At 68.6% G+C, this 16,791-nt stretch carries 10 protein-coding genes; 8 read left to right on the top strand and 2 right to left on the bottom strand.

What is annotated here, in order from left to right; genetic code table 11:
• The first annotated feature begins 32 nt into the window (after positions 1 to 32).
• From ACT2B0_RS12335 to ACT2B0_RS12300, 8 genes are all read left to right on the top strand, one after another.
• Positions 33 to 1,586: a benzoate-CoA ligase family protein gene (locus ACT2B0_RS12335; protein WP_473465227.1), complete on the top strand. Its 1,554-nt coding sequence runs from the start codon at positions 33 to 35 to the stop codon at positions 1,584 to 1,586.
• A gap of 1 nt (position 1,587) precedes the next feature.
• Positions 1,588 to 2,403, top strand: coding sequence for an alpha/beta fold hydrolase (locus ACT2B0_RS12330; RefSeq protein WP_473465223.1), 816 nt, complete (start codon positions 1,588 to 1,590; stop codon positions 2,401 to 2,403).
• A gap of 32 nt (positions 2,404 to 2,435) precedes the next feature.
• Positions 2,436 to 2,963 carry a DUF309 domain-containing protein gene (locus ACT2B0_RS12325; protein ID WP_473465220.1) on the top strand — a complete coding sequence of 176 codons (528 nt, stop codon included), beginning with the start codon at positions 2,436 to 2,438 and terminating at the stop codon, positions 2,961 to 2,963.
• A 125-nt stretch (positions 2,964 to 3,088) separates the two neighbouring features.
• Positions 3,089 to 4,750 (top strand): 2,3-epoxybenzoyl-CoA dihydrolase, encoded by a 1,662-nt coding sequence (gene boxC, locus ACT2B0_RS12320; RefSeq protein WP_473465217.1) that lies wholly within the window; start codon positions 3,089 to 3,091, stop codon positions 4,748 to 4,750.
• A gap of 91 nt (positions 4,751 to 4,841) precedes the next feature.
• Complete coding sequence (gene boxB / locus ACT2B0_RS12315) at positions 4,842 to 6,293, top strand: benzoyl-CoA 2,3-epoxidase subunit BoxB (protein WP_473465216.1); 1,452 nt, start codon at positions 4,842 to 4,844, stop codon at positions 6,291 to 6,293.
• 78 nt (positions 6,294 to 6,371) lie between these two features.
• Positions 6,372 to 7,568 carry a benzoyl-CoA 2,3-epoxidase subunit BoxA gene (gene boxA / locus ACT2B0_RS12310; RefSeq protein ID WP_473465213.1) on the top strand — a complete coding sequence of 399 codons (1,197 nt, stop codon included), beginning with the start codon at positions 6,372 to 6,374 and terminating at the stop codon, positions 7,566 to 7,568.
• 15 nt (positions 7,569 to 7,583) lie between these two features.
• Positions 7,584 to 8,042: an acyl-CoA thioesterase gene (locus ACT2B0_RS12305; RefSeq protein WP_473465210.1), complete on the top strand. Its 459-nt coding sequence runs from the start codon at positions 7,584 to 7,586 to the stop codon at positions 8,040 to 8,042.
• A gap of 73 nt (positions 8,043 to 8,115) precedes the next feature.
• On the top strand, positions 8,116 to 9,036 hold the full coding sequence (locus ACT2B0_RS12300; RefSeq protein WP_106571463.1) for a helix-turn-helix transcriptional regulator: 921 nt from the start codon (positions 8,116 to 8,118) through the stop codon (positions 9,034 to 9,036).
• A gap of 13 nt (positions 9,037 to 9,049) precedes the next feature.
• Here ACT2B0_RS12300 and pbpC read toward each other — a convergent pair whose 3' ends face one another.
• Both pbpC and ACT2B0_RS12290 read right to left on the bottom strand, forming a co-directional pair.
• Complete coding sequence (gene pbpC, locus ACT2B0_RS12295) at positions 9,050 to 11,152, bottom strand: penicillin-binding protein 1C (RefSeq protein ID WP_473465207.1); 2,103 nt, start codon at positions 11,150 to 11,152, stop codon at positions 9,050 to 9,052.
• 90 nt (positions 11,153 to 11,242) lie between these two features.
• Entirely contained in the window at positions 11,243 to 16,714 is a 5,472-nt protein-coding gene (locus tag ACT2B0_RS12290; protein WP_473465204.1) for an alpha-2-macroglobulin family protein, read from the bottom strand.
• Positions 16,715 to 16,791 lie beyond the last annotated feature (77 nt).

Here is a 16,791-nt window from a genome sequence, read left to right as displayed (position 1 = left end):
GTCGCGGAGCCAGAATCGCATTCGGGAGGAGGATGGTTTTGGGTCAGGAGAACGGCAACGCTGCCGACTATTTCATCGACAGGCATGTCGCGGCGGGGCGCGGCGAGGCCGTTGCCTTCGTCGAATGCGGGCAGGACGGACGGCGGCTGAGCTATGCCGACCTGTCGCGGGAGGCTGGCCGCATGGCCGACCTGTTTTCCCGGCACGGGGTGAAGCGCGAGGATCGGGCTGCGATGATCGTGCTCGATCAGGTCGAGTTTCCGGTGATCTTCTGGGGCGCGCTGAAGGCCGGCGTCGTGCCGGTGCCGCTCAACACGCTGCTTTCGGCCGATTATTACGAGATCATCCTGGCCGACAGCCGCGCCAAGGCGCTGTTCGTGTCGCGCGAGTTCCTGCCGGTGGTCGCGCCGATTCTCGGCCGGCTGCCGGAGCTCGCCACGGTGTTCGTGGTCGGCGGCGCGGCGGACGGGCATGCCGATTTCGCCGCCGAACTCGCCACGAGCCGGGACGGCGGCACGGTCGAGGCGAGCGCGGACGAATGCGCCTTCTGGCTCTATTCGTCGGGCTCGACCGGCCGGCCGAAAGGGGTTCGCCACCTGCATGGCAGCCTGAAGGCGACCGCCGATACGTTCGGCGCAAAAATTCTCGGCATGCAGGCGGACGATGTCGTGTTGTCGGCGGCCAAGCTGTTTTTCGCCTACGGGCTCGGCAACGCGATGACGTTTCCGATGGCGGCCGGCGCGACGGCGGCGCTGTTCAAGGGGCGGCCGACGCCGGACGACATGTTCGCCGCCATCGCCCAGATCAGGCCGACGATCTTTTGCGGCGTGCCGACGCTTTACGCGGCCATGGTGGCCGCCGCCGGCGGGGCGCGGCCGGACGGGATGGACAGGCTCAGGCTTTGTGTGTCGGCCGGCGAGGCGCTGCCGGCCGAGATCGGCAATGGCTGGAAGGCGGCGACCGGCGTCGACATTATCGACGGGGTCGGCTCGACCGAGATGCTGCACATCTTTCTGTCGAACGCACCCGGCGACATCGTCTACGGCACCTCGGGCGTGGCCGTGCCGGGCTACGCGCTGCGGCTGGTCGACGAGACCGGCGGCGAGGTCGGGGTCGGCGAGGTCGGCGAGCTTCTGGTCGACGGCCCCTCGGCGGCGGAGAATTACTGGAACCAGCGCGAGAAGAGCCGCTCGACCTTCGAGGGGCGCTGGACGCGCACCGGCGACAAATACGAGCGCACCGCCGAGGGCCGCTTCGTCTATTGCGGGCGCACCGACGACATGTTCAAGGTTTCCGGCATCTGGGTGTCGCCGTTCGAGGTCGAGCAGGCGCTGGTGACCCATCCCGAGGTGCTGGAGGCGGCGGTGGTGGCCGACCGCGACGAGGCGGGGCTGGAAAAGCCGCGCGCCTTCGTCGTCTTGAAGAACAAGGCCGCGGGCGACGGGCTGGAACAGGCGCTCAAGGACCATGTGAAGGCCAAGGTCGGCGCCTGGAAATATCCGCGCCGGATCGATTTCGTGCCCGACCTGCCGAAGACGGCGACCGGCAAGATCCAGCGTTTCAAACTCAGACAGGGAGTGGCCTGACATGTGGACCAGCGGCGAAAGCATGGTGATCCGGACCCGGGGCGTGTCGCTCGAGGGCAGGGGCTACGGCCCGACGCCGGAGCGCGCGCCGACGATCGTGCTGCTGCACGAGGGGCTGGGTTGCGTCGAGCTGTGGCGCGATTTCCCGCAAAAGCTCGCCGAGGCGACCGGTTATGGCGTGTTCGCCTATTCCCGGCAGGGATATGGCCGTTCGGACGCGGCCGCGCTGCCGCGCCCGCTCGACTACATGACCCGCGAGGCGGTCGACGTGCTGCCCGACGTGCTCAAGGCGATCGGCTTCAAGAAAGGCGTGCTCGCCGGCCATTCCGACGGCGCCTCGATCGCCGCGATCTATGCCGGCTCGGTCCAAGACCACCGGGTGCGCGGGCTGGTGCTGATGGCGCCGCATTTCTTCACCGAGCCGATGGGGCTCGACGCGATCCGCGACGCGCGCCAGGCCTATGACGAGGGCGATCTGCGCGCGCGGCTCGGGCGCTATCATCGCGATGTCGACAATGCGTTCCGGGGCTGGAACGACGCCTGGCTCGATCCGACATTCGAAGCCTGGAACATCGAGGAGGTGATCGCCTATATCCGCGTGCCGGTGCTGGCGATCCAGGGCGTCGACGACCAGTACGGCTCGCGCGCGCAGATCGAGGCGCTCGAGACGCAGAGCTACAATCCGGTCGAGGTTGCGATGCTGGACGACTGCCGGCATTCGCCGCATGTCGACCAGCCGGCCCGCACGCTCGCGGCGATGGCCGAGTTCGTGGCGCGGCTCGACGCGATCGAGGCGGCCGAGGCGGAGGCGGCATAGCCGGCGAGGCGCGAACGGTGCCGGAAAACAGCATGTCCGATCGCATTTTCGGTCACGCCGCGGCCTGGCCGCTGCCGGACACCGCCTTCGTGCCCGGCGTGACGCGCCGGCCCGAAAGCGGCGTCTTCATCGACATCGCCGATGCCGCGCCGGAGACGACCGATCCGGCCGGCTGGGCCGACAATCAGGCCTGGCTCTACGGTTTCGCGCTCTACGGCAACGGCTTCTTCTGGGAGGCGCACGAGGTCTGGGAGCCGGTGTGGATGGGGCTCAGGCCCAACAGCGCCGAGCGGATGCTCGTCCAGGGCATGATCCAGCTGGCCAATTGCTGCCTGAAGCTCGGCATGGGCCGGCCGCGCGCGGCCGGCCGTCTTGCCCATCACGCGGCCGACTGCCTGTGGAACGCGGGGCATGGCCGAACGGAGCGCGTGATGGGGGTCGACGTGGCGCAGCTCGCCGAGGCGTCGATCGCCTTCGCCGCGGCGATCGACGCGGAGGCCGGCTCCGGCGCCTTGGAGCGCCTTGTGGCGCGGCGGCCCGTATTGGCATGGAAAATATGAATTATAATTCATATTGAGCATGAAATCTGCGGAGCAATCGGCGAAATATCGCTATAGTTAAGCCAATCGGGCTTGGAATTTGCATCATATTGCACTAGGGTGCAGCAGCAAGGTGGAGGCAGAGCGTGGCCAAGACAATCGATTTCCAGACCGACCCGTCGCAGTATCGCCACTGGCGGATCGATTATGACGGCGAGGTCGCGCATCTGTTCATGGATGTCGACGAGAATGGCGGCCTGTTCGAGGGCTACGAGCTCAAGCTCAATTCCTACGATCTCGGCGTCGATATCGAGCTGGCGGACGTGGTCCAGCGGATGCGCTTCGAGCATCCCGAAATCAAGGTCGTTGTCCTGCAGTCGGGCAAGGACCGGGTGTTCTGCGCCGGCGCCAATATCCGCATGCTGGGCGGGGCGGCGCACACCCACAAGGTCAATTTCTGCAAATTCACCAACGAGACCCGCAACACGTTCGAGGCGGCGGGGGCGGAGTCCGGGCAATATTACATCTGCGCCGTCAAGGGCGCGTGCGCGGGCGGCGGCTACGAACTGGCGCTCGCCTGCGACCACATCATCCTGGCCGACGACAGCTCGTCCTCGGTCGCGCTGCCGGAAGTGCCGCTCCTGGCCGTGCTGCCGGGCACGGGCGGGCTCACCCGCGTCACCGACAAGCGCAAGGTGCGCCGCGACCACGCCGACGTGTTCTGCTCGATCGAGGAGGGGGTGAAAGGGCGCCGGGCCAAGGACTGGCGGCTGGTCGACGACGTCGTGCCCAACACCAAATTCGCCGAGACGGTCGCGGCCCGCGCGCGGGAATACGCGGCCAAGTCGAAGCGGCCCGCCGACGCCAAGGGAATCGCGCTGACGCCGCTCAAGCGCGATATTTCCGAGGACGGATCGGCGACCTATTCGAGCGTCGAGGTCGAGATCGACCGCGAAAAACGCATCGCGCGGCTGACCGTGCACGGTCCCGACGCCCCGGCGCCGGCCTCCGTCGAGGCGCTGCACGCCGAGGGCGCCGAAAGCTGGATGCTGCGGGCGGCGCGCGAACTCGACGACGCCATTTTGCATCTGCGCAACAACGAACTCGAGATCGGTGTCATCGTGTTTCACACCCAGGGCGACCCGGCTCTGGTCGCCGCGCACGAAGCGTTTTTGCTCGACAATCGTGACGACTGGCTCGCCAACGAGATCCTGCTTTACTGGAAGCGGGTTTTGAAACGCGTCGACATGACCTCGCGCTCGCTGGCGGCGCTGATCGAGCCGGGCTCCTGTTTCGCGGGCCCCCTGGCCGAACTCGCCTTCGCCGCCGACCGCTCCTACATGGCCGACGGCGAATTCGAGGGCGACAACCGGCCGGTCGCGACGCTGACCCTGACCAAGGGCAATTTCGGGCCGTACCCGATGTCGAACGACCTCACCCGCCTTGAGACGCGCTTTCTCGGGGAACCGGCGAGCGTCGGGGCCGCCGAGGAACGGATCGGTGAGGCGCTGGAGGCGGACGCGGCGAGCGAGCTCGGTCTGGTCACTTTCGCCTTCGACGATATCGACTGGGAGGACGAGGTGCGCATCTTCCTGGAGGAGCGGGCGAGCTTTTCGCCCGACGCGCTCACCGGCATGGAGGCCAATCTGCGCTTCGCCGGGCCCGAAACCATGGAGACGCGGATTTTCGGCCGGCTGACGGCCTGGCAGAACTGGATCTTCCAGCGTCCCAACGCGGTCGGCGAGACCGGCGCGCTGCAGCGCTACGGCACCGGTCTGCGCGGCGAATTCGACACGAAGCGGGTGTGAGGACCGTCCACGACGCGCGCGGCCGTTCGGGCCGGCCCGTTTCCTTCGCCCCGGCGACCAATCACGGCTTACAGTCTTGCGGGAGTGACCAATGTCCGAACTGATCAATGTTTCCTACGACACGATGATCCCCAACAATGTCGGGCTTTCCTCCGACCGGCGCGTTCTCAAGGCGCTGGAGAAATGGCACCCGGGCTACATCAATTGGTGGAACGACCTGATCCCGCAGAAATTCCAGGAATCGCTGGTCTATCTGCGCACCGCGATCTCGGTCGATCCGAAGGGCTGGGCCAAGTTCGACTACGTCAAGATGCCGGAATATCGCTGGGGCATCCTGCTCGCGCCGCAGGTCGAGGATCGCCGCATCCCGTGCGGCGAACAATATGGCGAACCGGCCTGGCAGGAAGTGCCGGGCGAACACCGCGCCATGCTGCGCCGGCTGATCGTCATCCAGGGCGACACCGAGCCGGCCTCGGTCGAACAGCAGCGCCATCTCGGCAAGACCGCGCCGTCGCTCTACGACATGCGCAACCTGTTCCAGGTCAATGTCGAGGAGGGGCGGCATCTGTGGGCGATGGTCTATCTCTTGCAGAAATATTTCGGCGCCGACGGCCGCGAGGAGGCCGACGAATTGCTGCGCCGCTCGTCGGGATCGGAGGAGGCGCCGCGCATGCTGGGCGCCTTCAACGAGGCCACGCCCGACTGGCTGTCCTTCTTCATGTTCACCTATTTCACCGATCGCGACGGCAAGATGCAGCTCGAAAGCCTGGCCCAGTCCGGCTTCGACCCGCTGTCGCGCACCTGCCGCTTCATGCTGACGGAGGAGGCGCACCACATGTTCGTCGGCGAGACCGGCGTGGGCCGGGTCATCCAGCGCACCTGCGAGGCGATGAAGGAGGCCGGCATCGAGGATCCCTACGACATCCAGGCGGTGCGCGCGCTCGGCGTCATCGACCTGCCGACGATCCAGAAGAAGCTCAACCTGCACTACACGCTGTCGCTCGACCTGTTCGGCTCGGAAGTGTCGACCAACGCCGCCAACGCGTTCGCCGCCGGCATCAAGGGTCGCTATCAGGAAACCAAGATCGACGACGACCACCAGCTCAAGGATGCGACCTATCCGGTCGTCCAGCTCGTCGACGGCAAGGTGGTGACGGCCGATCTGCCGGCGCTGTCGGCGATCAACATGCGGCTGCGCGACGACTATATCCGCGACTCCCAGGGCGGCGTGAACCGCTGGAACGCGATGATCGCCAAGATCGGCATCCCGTTCGAGATGAAGCTGCCGCATCCGGGTTTCCATCGCCAGATCGGCGTGTTCGGCCAGGCCAACATCACCCCCGACGGCGAGATCGTGTCGAAGGAGGAATGGGAAAAGAAGCGCGACGAATGGCTGCCGTCGAAGGCCGACGGCGACTATATCGCCTCGCTGATGGTGCCGGTGTGGGAGCCGGGCAAGTTTGCCGGCTGGATCGCGCCGCCGCGCGTGGGGATCGACAACAAGCCCGGCGATTTCGAGTATGTGCAGCTGCACATGGCGTAAGGCGAGACCCGGCCTGCGCGCCCGCCAGAGGGGGCGCGGGACCGGTCTTGAAACCAAAACCCCGGAGCGAAGATTTTCATGACCGCGCTCGTCAAACAACATCTGATCGATCCGGAAATCTGCATCCGCTGCCATACCTGCGAGGAGGCGTGCCCGATCGACGCGATCACCCACGACGACAACAATGTCGTGGTCGACGCCTCGATCTGCAATTTCTGCATGGCCTGCATCGCCCCGTGCCCGACCGGCTCGATCGACAATTGGCGGATCGTCAAGACGCCCTATTCGCTGGAGGAGCAGCTGTCCTGGATGGAGCTGCCCGAACAGGAGGAGTTCGAGGCCGGGGACGGGGCGGGCGGCGGCGCGATCGAGGCGCTGGACGACGAGGTGGCCGCCCTTCTGGCCGAGGCGCACAAGGGCGCCGGCGGTGCGGCCAAGGCGCCGGCCTCCGCGGCCAAGCCGACGGTCAACCTGTTCACGGCCGCCAGCCCGGCCGTCGCCACCGTGCAGGGCAATTACCGGCTGACCGGCGACAACGCCGATTCCGACGTGCGCCACATCATCCTCGATCTGGGTACGACCTCGTTTCCGGTGCTGGAGGGCCAGAGTGTCGGCATCGCGCCGCCGGGCACCGACGACAACGGCCGTCCGCACCGCATGCGGCTTTATTCGGTGTCCTCGCCGCGCGACGGCGAGCGCCCGAACACCAACAACCTGTCCTTGACCGTCAAGCGCGAGCCGCACGGGCTGGCTTCCAACTATGTCTGCGACCTCAAGCGCGGCGATGAAGTCCGGCTCACCGGCCCGTTCGGCTCGACCTTCCTGATGCCGAACGATGCGCGCGCCACCATCTTGATGATCTGCACGGGAACCGGCTCGGCGCCGTTTCGCGGCTTCACCATGCGCCGCCAGCGCGCCGCGTCTGGTGAGACCGGCGGCATGATGCTGGTGTTCGGCGCGCGCCGTCCCGATTCGCTGCCCTATTTCGGCCCGCTGAAAAAGGTGCCGGACGCGCTGCTCGACAAGCATCTGGTGTTCAGCCGGGTGGAGGGGACGCCGCGCGAATATGTGCAGGACCGGATGCGGGTCGAAAAGGACAAGATCGCGACCATGCTGGCCTCCGACACCACCCATGTCTATGTGTGCGGGCTCAAGGCGATGGAAGCCGGCGTGGAGGAGGCATTCGCCGACATCGCGCGCGGGGCGGGGCTCGACTGGAAGGCGGTGCGCGACGCCATGCGCGAGACCGGCCGCTACCATGTCGAGACCTATTAGCGGAGCAACTGGACGATGGATGCCAGGACCAACGACAAGGCGTCTCAGGCCGAGGCAGCTAGCGGCTTCGTGCACACGGTGCATGTGCGCTGGGCCGATTGCGATCCGGCGCTGATCGCCTATACCGGCCGCATTCCCTATTTCGCGCTCGAGGCGATCGACGCCTGGTGGGAGGCCCATGTCGGCCAGGACTGGTACCGGCTCAATCTCGACCGCAATGTCGGCACGCCCTTCGTGCATATGAGCCTCGATTTCCGCGCGCCGGTCACGCCGCGTCACGTGCTCGCCTGCGCGGTGACGCTGAAAAAACTCGGCGAGAGCTCGGTGCGGTTTTCGGTCGCCGGACGCCAGGACGGGGGCTTGTGTTTCGAGGGCACGTTCGTGTGCGTGTTCGTCGAGGCGAAATCGTTCCGCAAGATGGCCGCGCCGCCGGATATCCGCGCCCTGATCGGACCCCTGGCCGTATCCGGCTGACGGCGGCGGCCGTTCTTGCGAATCTCGGCAATTTGTGCATTATAATGCATAAATTGAAACGGACCGTGAGCGCATGGACGAGATCGTCGGCTTCGATGGACGGGCAAGGCCGCCGGAAACGGCCGCGGGCGAGGACGCGGCCAACCGGGCCCTTTTGGCGCTGGTCGGCGAGCGCGTGCGCACGGCGCGCGCCCGCAAAGGCCTGTCGCGGCGGGTGCTTTCGGAAAAATCCGGGGTTTCGCAGCGATATCTTGCCCAGCTCGAGGGCGGCGAAGGCAATATTTCGATCCTGCTTCTGCGGCGCATCGCCGAGGCGCTCGACCTGAAGATCGAATGGCTGGTCGCCGCCGACGATCCGTGGGCGTCGGAGGCGGGCACCGTGACGCGGCTTTTCCAGCGCGCGACGGCCGAGGAGCGCCGGCGGGTGATCGCCATTCTCGATCCGCAGAACCCGGCGCTCAGGCGCGCCCGGCGCATCGCCTTCATCGGCCTGCGCGGCGCCGGCAAATCGACGCTGGCGCGCATGGCGGCCGACACGCTCGGCCTGCCGTTCATGGAGCTCAACGAGGAAATCGAGGCGGCGAGCGGCATGCCGGTGACGGAGGTGATGGCGCTTTACGGCCAGGAAGGCTATCGACGGCTGGAACGCCAGGCGCTCGAGCGCGTCATCGCCACCTGCGAGGACATTGCGCTTGCGGCGGCCGGCGGCATCGTCGCCGAGCCGGAGACCTTCGACATCCTGTTGCGCAACTTTCATACCGTCTGGCTGAAGGCGGCGCCCGAGGAGCACATGGCCCGGGTGCGCGCCCAGGGCGACACCCGGCCGATGGCCGGCAATCCGGCGGCGATGGAGGAGCTGAAATCGATCCTGACCAGCCGCGAGGCGCTCTACGCCCGCGCCGGCCTGCATATCGAGACCTCGGGCCGCACGCCACAGGACTGCCTGGCCGAGGTGATGGACAAGCTCAAAGGCCTCGGCCGCCCGGCGGGGTAGGGACGGCGCTCGCCTATTCCAGAAACACGTTGACGCTGGCCGCACGGCCGGCCGCGTCGATGACGGTCAAGGTCGAGGCGCCGGCGCCGTCCGGCGTCCAGGCGGCGGTGCGCCGCCGCGCCGACAGCCGCACCGGCCGGCCGTTGGCGAGCCAGCGGAACGGCGCGCGTCCGCCATTGATTTTCAGCGCCAGCGGCATCGCGCCACCGGCGCGCAGGCCGAGATCGACACGCGCGCCCTGCGGCGGATAGACGATCTCCGGCGCCGGTTCGACCGGCGCGTCGGCGCTCTCGCGCGCCGAGGCGGCAAAGCGACGTTGGGCGAAGGGCAGGTCGGCGCGGGCAAGCCGGACCGCGCCGGCCGGCGGACGCGGCTGGGGCGTGATGCCGAGCCCGGATTTGGCAAACGCCTCGGACAGGATCGGCGCGGCGGCGAGATAGCCGGTGAGGCCGGGCACCGCGCCGCCGTCGGGACGGCCCACCCAGACCCCGATGACGTGGCGGCCGTCATAACCGAGCGACCAGGCGTCGCGATAACCGTAGGAGGTGCCGGTCTTGTAGGCGATGCCGAGCCGCGGCGCGCCCTGGGGCGGGGCGACGCCGGACAGCATGTCGGTGATCTGCCAGACGGCCTGCGGCGACAGGATCGGCTCGCCGGGCGGCTTTGGCGCGGCGGCGTCGGCGCGGCTGTGCAGCCGCGCGACCCGGCCGCGTTGCGACAGGCCGGTATAGAGCTGGACCAGCTCTTCCAGCGACAGGCCGACGCCGCCGAGGCCGATGGCCAGCCCCGGCCTTTCGCCCTCGGGCAGCGTCGGCGTCACGCCGCCGCGCTTCATGCGCGCGACCAGCCGGACCGGGCCGACCGTGTCGAGCAGCCGCACCGCCGGCACGTTCAGCGACAATTGCAGCGCCTGACGCACGCTGACGTCGCCCTGATACTCCATGTCGAAATTTTTCGGCCGGTAGCCGGCGAAATTGGCCGGCCGGTCCTCGATCGTCGTCTCCTGCATGACCAGCCCGTCCTCGAAGGCAAGCCCGTAAATGAAGGGTTTCAGCGTCGAGCCGGGCGAGCGGACGACACGCGCCATGTCGATCCAGCCGGCGCGGGCAGCGTCGAAATAATCGGCGGAGCCCGCCTTGGCGAGAATGGCGCCCGTGTCGGCCCGGGCGAGCACGATCGCCACCGAGACTTTCGGGCCGATGCGCGCCGCCGCCTTTTTCGCGACCCGTTCCAGCCGTTCCTGCACGCCGCGCTCGATGGTGAGCTGGTGGCGTTGGGCGGCGGGCTCTTCGCGCAGCGCGGCGTCGGCGACATGGGCAGCGAAGCCCGGTAGCGGGCGGCGGACCGGCAAGACCGGTTCGGCGGCCGCGCGCGCGACCTCGCTGTCGATGATGACGCCGGCGCCTGCCATGCGCGCCAGCACGCGGTCGCGGGCGGCGCGGGCCGCGTCCGGATGCCGGTCCGGCCGCCGCGCCTCCGGCGATTGCGGCAGGGCGACCAGCAATGCCGCCTGCGGCAGCGATAGCCGGGCCGGCTCCTTGCCGAACCAAGCCAGGCTCGCCGCGCGCACGCCCTCCAGATTGCCGCCATAGGGCGCGAGCGTCAGATAGCGGGTCAGGATCTCGCGTTTCGACAACCGGCGCTCGATCTGCAGGGCGCGCGCCATCTGGCGCAGCTTGGCGCCGAGGCTGCGTTCGGCGCGCGGCTCGATCAACCGGGCGAGCTGCATGCTCAGCGTCGAGCCGCCCGACACGATGCGGCCATTGGCGAGGAACTGGCCGGCGGCGCGCAGAAGCGCCAGCGGATCGACGCCGCGATGGCTCCAGAACCGCTGGTCCTCATAGGCGACCAGCATGGCGAGAAAGGCGCGGTCTATTCTGTCGAGATCGGCGCCGAGCCGCCAGCGTCCGTCCTCGAGCGCGTAGGCGCGCAAAAGCACGCCGTTGCGGTCGACGACTTCGGTGGAGATCGCGGCGGCGCTGTCGAGCGGCGGCGGAAACGCGCGGTCGAGCCGGTCGAGCAGCCACAGACCGGCGCCGGCCACGACCGCCAGAACGGCGACGGCGAGCGCGCTCCGGCGAGCGAGACGGACAAGGGCCGGCCGGTTCAGGCGCATGACCGTTCCGCCCGGCACGCGCCGCGCGCGGGCGGTCCCGCACGCCGGAAACGGCCCATCGGGCGCGTGCTCATCGTCGGCCTCCGTCTCTTATTCGCCCACCACCTCCATGAAGCCGGAGGCCGTGCGCGCCGAAAGCTGCGGGCGGTACATGTCCTCCACGCTGGCGGCGGGGTGGACGAAGACGCCCGGCGTGACGGCGCGCACCACATAGGCGAGCGTGTAGTCGCGATCGCCGCCCTGACCGCGGGTGAAGGCGGCGATGAACCGGTCGTCGCGGAACTCGGTATGCACCGCGTCGGTCCGGCCGAGCCATTCGAAATTCTTCAGCTCGGCGCTGCCGACCAGGCGCGGATTGTCGATCTCGAACCCGGCGGGCAAGAGATCGTTGACCAGGATGCGCGAGGGCCAGTCATTGTGTTCGCGCACCTTGATCACCACCACGTAGCGCTCGTTCTGGCGGGCGGCGGCGATCGTGGCGGGCTTGCCGTCGAGCGTGTAGTAGCTGCGCTCGATCGAAAACCCGTCTCCGCCAGCCGGCAGAGGCTGTTCGGGCGCGGCGAGCGTGGTCACCACCGCCTCGACCGGCTCGTCGCCACGGTTTGTGATCACGAACGGATCGGATGCCAGCGCCTCGCCGTCGAGACGGCGCGAGAAGGCGCCCTCGTGCGGGCTGCCGCCGATGTCGAGGCGGATGTCGTCGCTGGCGCCGGCGACAGCGCGCGCGGCGAGCAGCATCCAGGCCTGGTCCTGCGTGCTGAGATACCGCGTCTGTTTGCGGATATCGGAGACGTAGGAGACCATTTGCGGCACCAGCGCCGGCTCGGGCCGGCTTTCGGCCGCCAGCGCCAGCATGGCCGCGCCGTCGCGCAGCGCCGAGCCATAGTCGGCGCGGGACTGCAGGCCGGGTTCCACGCCGCGCGCCAGCGTCAGCGCGGAGGAGAAGGCCTGGCCGGCACGCTGGGCGTCGCCGTAAAGCGACAGGCTGGCGGCGAGCTGGGCCCGCGCCAGCGGGCTGGAGAAGGCGCCCAGCTGCGTATCGGAATAATAACGCAGATCGCCGGCCGACGCCTTGCGGTTGCGCGCCAGCACGTAGAGCGCGTAGGCGACCTCGCTGCCATTGGTGGCGAGATCGACATCGTAGGCGAGCGAGTTCTGCAGATTAAGCAGCGCCTGGTCCATGGCCGCGGCCGGCACGTGATAGTCCTGCTCGCGTGCGCGGGTCAGGAAATCGGTGACGTAGGCGTCGAGCCACAGATCGCCGGAGCCCGGGCCCCACAGTCCGAACGAGCCGGACGAGGCCTGGTGGGACAGGACCCGCTCGATCGCGTCGGCCACGCGTCCGCGCAGGGCCGGATCGTCCTCCAGCCCGGCCGATTTCGACAATTCGCCGACATAAAGCAGCGGCAGCGCCCGGCTCGTCGTCTGCTCGGCGCAGCCATAGGGATACCGGTCGAGCGACATCAGCAGCGCCGGCACGTCGAATGCGGAGCCGCGGGTGACGTTGACGGTGACCGAGGCGCCTTGCGCGATCGATGCGGCAAGCAGTTCGCCGTCGATCCTCAGGCTGCCGCCCTTGCCGGCCAGCGCCACGGCGCGCCGGGTCGTGACCGGCATGACGCCGGGCCTGACCGGCAGCGCGAGCGTGCGTTCGATCGCCAGGCCGGAGGCATGGGAGAGCGTGAGCGTGATCGCGCCGTCGCCGGCGGTTTCGGCCGCGACCGGCACCGAGAGTGTCGTCTTGCCGCCGGCGGGCAGGTCGAGGGTCGCGGGCAGGGCGCCGGCATCGGCGACCAGGGCGGCGCCGGTGGCGAGGCCGAGCGTGTAGGCGCCGGCCGGCCCGTCGGTGTTGGCGATCTCCAGCAACAGCCGGGTCTGGTCGCCGGGCGCCAGGAAACGCGGCAGGCTCGCCGTCAGCACGACCGGATCGCGGATGACGATGTCCCGTTCGGCGCTGCCGGTGCCCGATTTCGACCAGGCGACCGCCATCACGCGGACGGTGCCGTTGAATTGCGGAATGTCGAAGGCGACCGTGGCGCGGCCGTCCTCGTCGACTTTGACGATGCCGGAGAAGAAGGCGACCAGCTTTTCGGTCGGCGGACTGCCCTGGGGGCTCATGCCGCCGCCGTCGCCGCCGGTGCGCAGCCGGCCGGTCGCGCCGGGCGAGCCGTCGATCAGCCGACCGTAGAGATCGCGCATCTCGATGCCGAGCATGCGCTGGCCGAAATACCAGCCGGCCGGGTCCGGCGCCTCGTAGCGGGTGAGGTTCAAGATGCCGACGTCGACGGCGGCGACCGTGACATAGGCCTCTTCGCCCGGCCGCAGGCCGGTGACGGCGAGCGGGATGGTGAGCGGCTGGCGCGGCTCGGTCTTTACAGGCAGTTCCAGGGCGACGGCGAGCTTGCGCGGGCCGGGGTCGACGGGCAGCCATTTCACGCCGATGGCGCGCATCGGCAGGCGCGTCTCGGCGGCCTCGCCGGGCCTGAACAGGGTGGCCGTCACATAGGTGCCGGCGCCGAAGTCCTCGGTCACCGGGATCTCGATGGTCGCGCCGTCGGCGGGAACCGCGGCGGTAACGGTCGAAATCAGGCTTTCGGACCCGACGGTGACCAGCGCTTCGCCGGCGAAACGCGACTCGATCTTCAGCCGCGCGGTGTCGCCCACCCGGTAGCTTTCCTTGTCGAGCGCGATTTCCAGCCCGTCCGGGGTTTCTGTCGAGCGCGCGGCGACGAACCAGCCGGCGGAAAATTCCACGCTGGTGACCGGCCCCGCGGGGTCGTCCGTCTCGATCTCCAGCCGGTAGCGGCCCCAGTCGACCGGAACGCTGATCTGGGCCTCGCCCGCCGCCGTGGCGTCGATGCTGCCTTCCTCGACCAGGCTGGTCGAAACGATGGGCTCGTAGCGCCAGGAATTGCCGCTGCGATACCATTGATACTGGCGGTTGATCTTGACCAGCGACCAGGACAGGCCGGCGGCGTCGAGCCGCGCGCCGTCCGGGCCGACCGCGATGGCGCGGAAACTGGCGATGCTGCCTTCCGGCACCTGGCCGCCCTCGAATTCGGGCTTGAGGCCGAGCGAGGTACCCTCGGGTTTCACGCCGAGCTCGAGCGCGCGCTCGACGGCGCGACCGCCGGCCTCGACCATGCGCACCGAGATCTCGGCCGAAAGCAGCTGGGTGGTGGAGGGCACTTGCGCAAGTTCGACCGGGAAGGCGGCCTTGCCGTCCGGGCCGGTGCGCGGCAGGCCGTCGAGCGCGACACGCACGTCCTCGACGTCCTCCTCGTCCTCGAGGCCGAACCGGTACCCCGGGAAACGCGTCCATTCGCGGCTGCGCGTGATCGCCAATTGGCCTTCGAGCGCCAGGCCCTCGGCCGGCGCGCCGTAGAGATAGCGCCCGTCGACCTCGACGGAGGCGGCCTCGCCAAGGGCGATTTCCTCGCGGTCGGCGGCGAGATCGAACTCGATGCGGTCGGGCACGAAATCCTCCACCAGGAAGAATTTCTCCGACAGCGGCGGCTCTTTCGAATCGGCGTGGATGCGCAGGCTCCAGGTGCCGCGCATGGCGTTGTCGGTCAACTCAAGGTCGACGGCATGGCCGCCGAGCTCGGCGCCGTTGGAAACGATGCGTCGATCCTCCACCCCGTCCGGGCGCTGGAAGATGAAGGTCAGCGGCAGGTCGTCGATGGCGTCGGCGGCGGGATTGCGCGCCAGGGCGGCGGCGTGCACGGTCTCGCCGGCGCGGTAGATGCCGCGCTCGGTCCAGGAATAGACGTCGAGCGCGCCGGGCGAGGGCCGGCCGGTGACGCCGCGGTCGGACAGGTCGAAACCGGCCCGTGTCATGTCGAGAAAGACGAAATCCTCGCCGGTCTCGGCGGTTATGACGGCCGGGGCAAGGCCGTTTTCGCCGCGTGCGAGGCCGGCGTCGAAGCGGGCGCGGCCGTCGTCGTCGGTGCGCGCGGTGGCGAGCACCTCGTTGTTGCGCGCAATGAGCTGCAGCGTGACGCCCGCAAGCGGCGCGGCGCTGTCGAGCGAGCGGGCAAAGACATTGAGCCCGTCCTCGCCGGCGAAGGTGGCAAGCCCGATATCGGAAACCAGGAACCATTGCGTTGCGCGCGAGTCCCAGCTGTCGCGGCGGTCGTTTTCGGGCACGGCGGTCATGACATAGACGCCGGGCTCCCGCTCCGGAACGGCCTCGTCGACCGGGAAGGAGGTGATCACCTCCTTGTTGCGGTCGGCGGCGATGTCGATGGTTCCTTCGAAGACCGGCGCGCCGAGATCGTCGGCGATGCTGCCCAGCTCATAGGCGTCGAGCTGGCGCAGGAACCGCGATTCGCCCATCAGCCGGGCGAGCGAACGCGCGCCGATGCGGTAGAGCGCGATTTCGGCCCTGTCGGTATTCACCGAGACCAACGGGATGCCGCGGCGCGCGCTGTCCGGCAGCACGAAATTGTCGCCGGTGAAGCGGATCGAGGGCGAGCGGTCGCGCACATAGATGTCGAGCGCGACGGGTTCGGCGATCACCTCGCCGATCGCCGCCGGCAGGCCCTGGCGGATGACGATGCGGTAGCGCCCGCCATGCTCGAGCCCGGCGACGCACAATTCGCGCGCGCCCTTGTCAACGGCCGTGGTCGGCGCGTTGTCGACACGCACGAATTGCGCGTAGTCGATGCCGCTCTTGACCAGCGCCTCCGAGAACTGGACGCACACGCGCGGCGTGGCGCTGTCGGAATCGATCGTGTGTTCGACGACGCGGAACCCCTTGCGACGCTTCAGGTCGGCGTAAAGCGCCTGGATCCGGGGCGAGGCCACCAGCGCCAGGCTTTCCTCGTAGGCGGTGATCGCCGGGCGGAACATGCTGCGTTTTTCGAGCGCCGGCGCCAGCTGGTTGAGGGCCGCGGCGCGCTGGCTTGCGGTGCGCGACAGGAGATAGGCGTTGATGGCGGCTCCCGTGCCCAGGCGCTGGAAATAATAGGCGCTTTCGCCCGAGCGCGGCACGACCGCGTTGGCGGCGGCGGCAAGCCCGGTCCAGATCGCGGTGTCGTCGGGCAGGATCGCCAGCGCGTTCTGGTAGTTGAGCAGGGCGGCGCGCGGGTCGTTGGAGGCCATGGCGTTTTCGGCCGCCTGGACCAGGAAGGCGAGGCCGGCGCCGCCGGCATTGGCCTTGCCAAGCACGTCGGCGCGCAGGCGTTCGGCGTCGCCGGTCACGTGGGCGGGCACAAAGGAGAGCGCTTTCGGCGCGCCGATGTCGGGCTCTCCGAGGGCCGTCTCCACCTTGCCGGCAATCGCGCCGGGGAAGGGGTTCAACTGGTTGTAGTCGGATTTGAGAAAACACCATTTCGCGCTGGTGTTGTAGGTGAAGGCGCGGCAGGACGAATCGGCCAGGCAGGCGGCCTTGCACTGGTCGAGCGAGACGTCGCGCTCGGTGCGCAGGTCGAAACCGTAATAGTCCGAATCGCCGGTGGTGACGATCTGGCGCGTTTCCTGGCCGAAGGCCGGCGCGACGAGCAGGGCGAGCGTCGTGAAAAGCGTAAGAAAAAGGCCTGTGCCCGTGCGTGGCGACATGAAATCCTCCGGCAGTCGGCGCGTGATCGCCGATATTTGGCCAAGCTTTGTGTCGGCTTGTCAATCAATGTGATGCT

The organism is Nitratireductor sp. J20-h4 (genome assembly GCF_056780505.1).
The sequence above is the reverse complement of the archived record's forward strand: the minus strand, read 5'-3'. Positions and strand labels throughout refer to the sequence as shown.

Bases quoted from the DNA above. Each gene is read 5' to 3' on its own strand.
- ACT2B0_RS12330 (WP_473465223.1), top strand. From the start codon at position 1,588: ATGTGGACCAGCGGCGAAAGCATGGTGATCCGGACCCGGGGCGTGTCG.
- ACT2B0_RS12290 (WP_473465204.1), bottom strand. From the start codon at position 16,714: ATGTCGCCACGCACGGGCACAGGCCTTTTTCTTACGCTTTTCACGACG.
- ACT2B0_RS12300 (WP_106571463.1), top strand. From the start codon at position 8,116: ATGGACGAGATCGTCGGCTTCGATGGACGGGCAAGGCCGCCGGAAACG.
- pbpC (WP_473465207.1), bottom strand. From the start codon at position 11,152: ATGCGCCTGAACCGGCCGGCCCTTGTCCGTCTCGCTCGCCGGAGCGCG.
- boxB (WP_473465216.1), top strand. From the start codon at position 4,842: ATGTCCGAACTGATCAATGTTTCCTACGACACGATGATCCCCAACAAT.
- ACT2B0_RS12305 (WP_473465210.1), top strand. From the start codon at position 7,584: ATGGATGCCAGGACCAACGACAAGGCGTCTCAGGCCGAGGCAGCTAGC.
- ACT2B0_RS12335 (WP_473465227.1), top strand. From the start codon at position 33: ATGGTTTTGGGTCAGGAGAACGGCAACGCTGCCGACTATTTCATCGAC.
- boxA (WP_473465213.1), top strand. From the start codon at position 6,372: ATGACCGCGCTCGTCAAACAACATCTGATCGATCCGGAAATCTGCATC.
- ACT2B0_RS12325 (WP_473465220.1), top strand. From the start codon at position 2,436: ATGTCCGATCGCATTTTCGGTCACGCCGCGGCCTGGCCGCTGCCGGAC.